The 4,648-nt window shown below is 55.1% G+C and carries 6 protein-coding genes and 1 pseudogene; 1 reads left to right on the forward strand and 6 read right to left on the reverse strand.

Features of this window, described 5'->3' with window-relative positions; all coding sequences use genetic code 11:
• Window positions 1-719, reverse strand: a pseudogene (locus QNK41_RS01590) (transcriptional regulator); the annotation flags it as partial.
• A complete protein-coding gene (locus QNK41_RS01595; protein WP_319253054.1) occupies window positions 712-1,311 on the reverse strand; it encodes a metallophosphoesterase family protein in 600 nt (199 codons plus the stop codon). The gene QNK41_RS01595 and the pseudogene QNK41_RS01590, both read right to left, overlap by 8 nt.
• Window positions 1,312-1,426: 115 nt before the next feature.
• Between QNK41_RS01595 and QNK41_RS01600 the strand changes: the two genes are divergently transcribed.
• On the forward strand, window positions 1,427-2,227 hold the full coding sequence (locus tag QNK41_RS01600; protein ID WP_319253056.1) for an alpha/beta hydrolase: 801 nt from the start codon (window positions 1,427-1,429) through the stop codon (window positions 2,225-2,227).
• Between the two features lie 87 nt (window positions 2,228-2,314).
• On the opposite strand, the gene QNK41_RS01605 is transcribed toward QNK41_RS01600, so the two are convergent.
• The 4 genes from QNK41_RS01605 to QNK41_RS01620 form a co-directional block, all read right to left on the reverse strand.
• Complete coding sequence (locus QNK41_RS01605; protein WP_319253058.1) at window positions 2,315-2,503, reverse strand: hypothetical protein; 189 nt, start codon at window positions 2,501-2,503, stop codon at window positions 2,315-2,317.
• Between the two features lie 576 nt (window positions 2,504-3,079).
• Window positions 3,080-3,376, reverse strand: a complete 297-nt coding sequence (locus QNK41_RS01610; RefSeq protein ID WP_319253064.1) for a helix-turn-helix transcriptional regulator — start codon at window positions 3,374-3,376, stop codon at window positions 3,080-3,082.
• 3 nt (window positions 3,377-3,379) lie between these two features.
• Window positions 3,380-4,147: a PAS domain-containing protein gene (locus QNK41_RS01615; RefSeq protein WP_319253060.1), complete on the reverse strand. Its 768-nt coding sequence runs from the start codon at window positions 4,145-4,147 to the stop codon at window positions 3,380-3,382.
• A gap of 249 nt (window positions 4,148-4,396) precedes the next feature.
• A complete protein-coding gene (locus QNK41_RS01620; protein WP_319253062.1) occupies window positions 4,397-4,540 on the reverse strand; it encodes a hypothetical protein in 144 nt (47 codons plus the stop codon).
• Window positions 4,541-4,648: the final 108 nt, after the last annotated feature.

The following is a 4,648-nucleotide window of genomic DNA, read 5'->3' on the forward strand; positions in this document are numbered from 1 at the left end:
ATGCCGTAATGGCGCGAGCGCCCCTTCTCCCACTGGTGAAACGAGATGTATGCGTAAAGGTCGTCCAAGGTGCGTCCGGGAAAGGAGGCCAGCAGGTTCCCCTTCTGGATGATGTCTGTCATGGGCTGGTAAATCGTGTGGTACCAGTCTTTGGCGGCTTCTTTAAGTGTCGCACCGGGTTTTTCCCCACCGGCGAGAAAAGCCCGGTGGGCGTCCACCTGTTCGAGCAGGTAAGGGAATTGGCCCACCTCAGAGATGTCGATGTGATAGGTCAATCCGGTCTGCTCCACAAACTCGCTCTTTTCCCGGTAAATAATGTTCTCCAGGGTATTGCTGGAAGGAATGAATTCGACGATCTTGGCCATGATGTCGGAACGGCCGAACTCCTTGGCCGCGGCGATGCGGTGGTTGCCGTCCAGGACGTAGTACTCATCCTTGATCTTGTAAAGCTTGACGGGCGGCAGGGATTTTCCTTCCCGCATGGCCTGCTTGACACTGATAAGCCGGTCCGGTGGCACGTGACCCTTGAGCTTGAACTGGCTGTCGAAATCATGGTACCGCCCCACACTGCCGACGATCTGCTCCAGGGGCACGCTGCAGATGCCCCGGTCGATGTGGTCGAATGCCCCTTCGCACTCCTGGTTCTCCCGGAAACACTTGGCTTCGCTGTACCGGTTGCCGCGCCACAGTTTTTTGATTCGATCAGCCAGGCTACTCATGATCCACCTCCAGAACATGGAAAGCAAAGGTGTTGATAACACGCGTATGACCCACCAGGGTCACCCGCTGGGACGGGTCGGTGAAGTGGGCGTGAATGTGGCCATGGATAAAATAACGGGGTTTAAACCGGCCGATGAGCTTTAGAAAACTGTCGAAGCCCCGATGGCAGCGGTCTTCCGCATCGTGGACATGCCTGGGCGGCGCGTGGGTAATCACCATATCCACGCCGCCTGCGAACCACAGCCCCGGCATCATGCGCCAGATCATCTGGCGCATCTGGTAGTCGCGGTACTGAATCGGCCCGCCGTTGTACCAGCGGGATCCCTCCAGTCCCAAAATACGAAGCCCCTTGAAGGTAATCCGACGCTGGTGAATGTTCACGCAACCCACAGGTGGAGCACTTTTGTAGCGGATGTCGTGGTTGCCCCGCACGTAATAGAGCGGTGCATCCAGCTGTTCACGGATGGATGAAAGATATTCCGGCGGCAGATCACCACAGCTGAGAACCAGTTCGACGCCGTCGAATGGACGGGCGTCAAATTGTTCGGACAACTCCGGAACCACCATATCTGAAATACCAAGAATCTTCATGGGCAACTACTTACCCTTTTCTACATGGGTTGTAAACGCCCCTTGACGCAGCATCATGGTATTGGGCATATTAAGCGCAGTTACCTTGATCATATCATCAGCCAGGAGGACACCCATGCCCCGGAAAGGCCCCACCGATTATTCAGCCCTGGACAGACCCGATGTACTGATGTCTCTCTTCCATCCGCGCCAATCACCCGGACCTGCACCTGGCGGCGGACGTTTCCGGGAGATCCTGATCCCGGTGGAGGGGGACGTTGGCGTCGGTGCCCGGTTTCACATGGCCCACGCCAGGGGCCCCACCATTCTCTTTTTTCACGGCAATGGCGAAATCGTTTCCGATTACGACGATATCGGTCCGATGTTCAACCGACTGGGAATCAACTTCATGGCCGTGGATTACCGTGGCTACGGATGCTCCGGTGGAACCCCGACAGTGTCCACCATGATGACCGACTGCCATCGAATCTTGGATTTTGCCGAAAAATGGAAAACGGAAAACAAGTTTGCCGGTCCGCTGATCGTTATGGGCAGATCCCTGGGAAGCGCGTCCGCCCTGGAATTGGCCTGCGCAAGCGGCGACCGGATAGACGGGCTGATTATCGAAAGCGGATTTGCATGGGCAGGACCGCTGCTGCGGCTGTTAGGCGTGGACCCGGAGCGGATCGGATTCGATGAGGCCAGTGGGTTTGCCAATGTGGACAAAATCAAAACATTCACCAAACCAACCGTGATCATTCACGCCGAGTTTGACCATATCATTCCCTTTAGCGATGGCCAAGCGCTGTTCGAGGCCAGTGGTGCCAAGGACAAGGTTTTGGTAACCGTTCCCGGCGCTAACCACAACGACATCTTCATGCGCGGCCTCGATCGCTACCTGGAGGCAATTACGGGTCTGGCGGAAAAGCTCTCCTGAGCCTAACCGTAAGTGGGTGCTAAAAATTAATTTCAGGTCCGGGTGTCCCCTTTTGCACCCGGACCTGAACTTTTGCGGATCTTTCCATCACGCCACGGTTTCTTTCACCTGGATGCTCTCCAACCGGACCATGGCGGCCTGGCTGATGCCTGGATCGTCGTCATTTTCAGCGATCTGCTCCAGCAGTTTGATGTCCTTGAGCCGTTCCACCGCCCGTTTGCGTATCTCGGGGTTGGAATTCTGCCAGCGTGGGACGAAAATATCGGAAAATTTCATGGTGTGCCTCCTTGATTTGAGGAGTTGCCTCAGGATGTCTCCGCCACACCGCTTGCGGGCACGTCGCGCGCACATGCACGGCAAGCCAACCAGCGGGCAATCGGGACAGTTCCTTTGCCAATGAAGCGCTCCCGGAATACACGGCAGCCTTCCGGGAGCCGGATAGACACATCTTGATTATTGTTTTCATTTCCGACTTCCTTCGAATGAGCCGTCGTCGACGACGGCCAATCAGCGGCGTACAGGACACAGGAATCAGCGGGGGCGGTTGTAAACGCGTGCGGTTTGGTAGAATCAGCAGGCAGTTGTCTTTATCAGTTAATTACTCTAAAAGTTTAAGAGGATTTTTCGCAGCTGTCAAGGGATGATGAGCTCGTAAAAAGTCACATTTCCGACGGATTCGTAAAAAGCCCGAGATCAAGGCTTGCGAATCCTGAGGAATGAGGCGTACTTACGGTACGCCGCAGTGACGAAGGATGAAGCGTAACGCAGATATCGGGCTTTTTACGAATCCGTCAAGGGATGTTTGGCCGATCTTTCCAATCATCAGGGTAATACCTGGCACCACGGTGGTCGTTATAATTCCCCTATCCGTGAAAGCGGTTTTTCCATGGACATGAGGCAGGTGCGCAGATTAGCGCCCTTGCGAGTCAACCTTAATTTCTTGCGGATGTTGACCCGGTGGGTCTCCACGGTCTTGTAGGACACATTGAGGGTATCGGCAATCTGCCGGGTGCTGCTGCCGGTCTTGACCATATGGGCGACATTCAGTTCTGCGGGCGTCAGGTTGATGGCCGGAGACGTCAGGTGGCGGCAGAAAGGCGAAACGATGGCAGTGAGGTGGTTGTCCAGGATAGTGGCCAGGGCCCGGATCTCCTACTCCCGGGATTTGTTGACCAGTTTCTTTAGATAGGGATGCACCAGGTCTCTGAGATCGGCCATCATCTTCTCCTCCACCGCGGTATTCTCCCGGTCCAGTTTCTTCAGCAGAAATCTCAGCGCCGTGTTCAGGTCCTCCAGCTTCGCCGTTTTCAGCTCCAGTTCAGCTTCCCGTTGTTTCAACGCCCGTGTGGTCTTAACCTTCTCCCGAACAACGTCTCGCAAGGTCTTGTTGGCATGGCTGAGTTCGCGGGTACGTGCATTGACTCGGGCCTCAAGGTCATCTTTGGCCTTCTCCAATGCCATTTCTGCCCGGCGGAGACGGGTGATGTCGGTGGCGCTGCCGATCATGCGCCGCACCCATCCGGAGGCGTCACGCTCGGCCTTTCCTCTGATCAGAATCCATCGCACCTGATCATGGTTGTCCGGCACCCGGCCCTGGACTTCAAAACGGGGGATTTGACCGTTGATGTAGGCCCGGGAGTGTTCCATAATTCGGGTCACATCGTCGGTAAGAAACAGCGCCTTCCAGGCGTCCCAGCGGGTAATTTCCCCCTCATTGAATCCCAGAAGGTTGATCAGGTTCGTATCGATCACCATTTCCCCGGTTTGAAGATCGTGGTCCCAGACACCGGTCTGGCCTGCTTCGGTGGCGATGCGATAGCGGGATTCCCCTTCGCGAAGCATCTTCTCAAGCGCTTTCTGGTGGGAGTTGTCGACGATAATGCCCAATATCCCGGCCGGCTGGCCGTCACGGTATTTCACGGCGGAGTAGACCCCAACGTTGCAAAAGCCGGAGGGATTCAGAGCCAAGGCGCCAAGGGTGCAGCCGTAGTAATTTACTGCAATCCCCTGGCAACGCAGGATCTGGATTCCTCCGGCTTTCCTGCAAGGGTACAAACATGAGAAAATTATTGTTTTTTCTGGAATTCACATTTGGTGAATTCTTGTGCGTGTAAAAACAGTCATTTTTTATCAACTATTTCGATTAGTAACAATAATTTCCATATGTTTTTATGCAACGATGGGGTAGAAAAGACCGGGGAAAGTGGAGCCATCCTTGCGCAGGCACGTGTATTCGGAGTGATAGACGCGCTTTCCCGCCAGCGCCCGGGACAGATTCGCAAGGGCCCGTCCATGATCCGCAGCAATGATCATTTCCAGGGCATTCGCCCCGGCCTCGAAATCAGCCCGACTTTATCCGAACTGTTCCTCCCCTTTGCGTTGACGTAGCCAATGTGGCCGCTCGTGTCCATTTCATAAACG

This window comes from Desulfosarcina sp. (assembly GCF_033791525.1).
In the GTDB taxonomy this organism is placed as follows: domain Bacteria; phylum Desulfobacterota; class Desulfobacteria; order Desulfobacterales; family Desulfosarcinaceae; genus Desulfosarcina.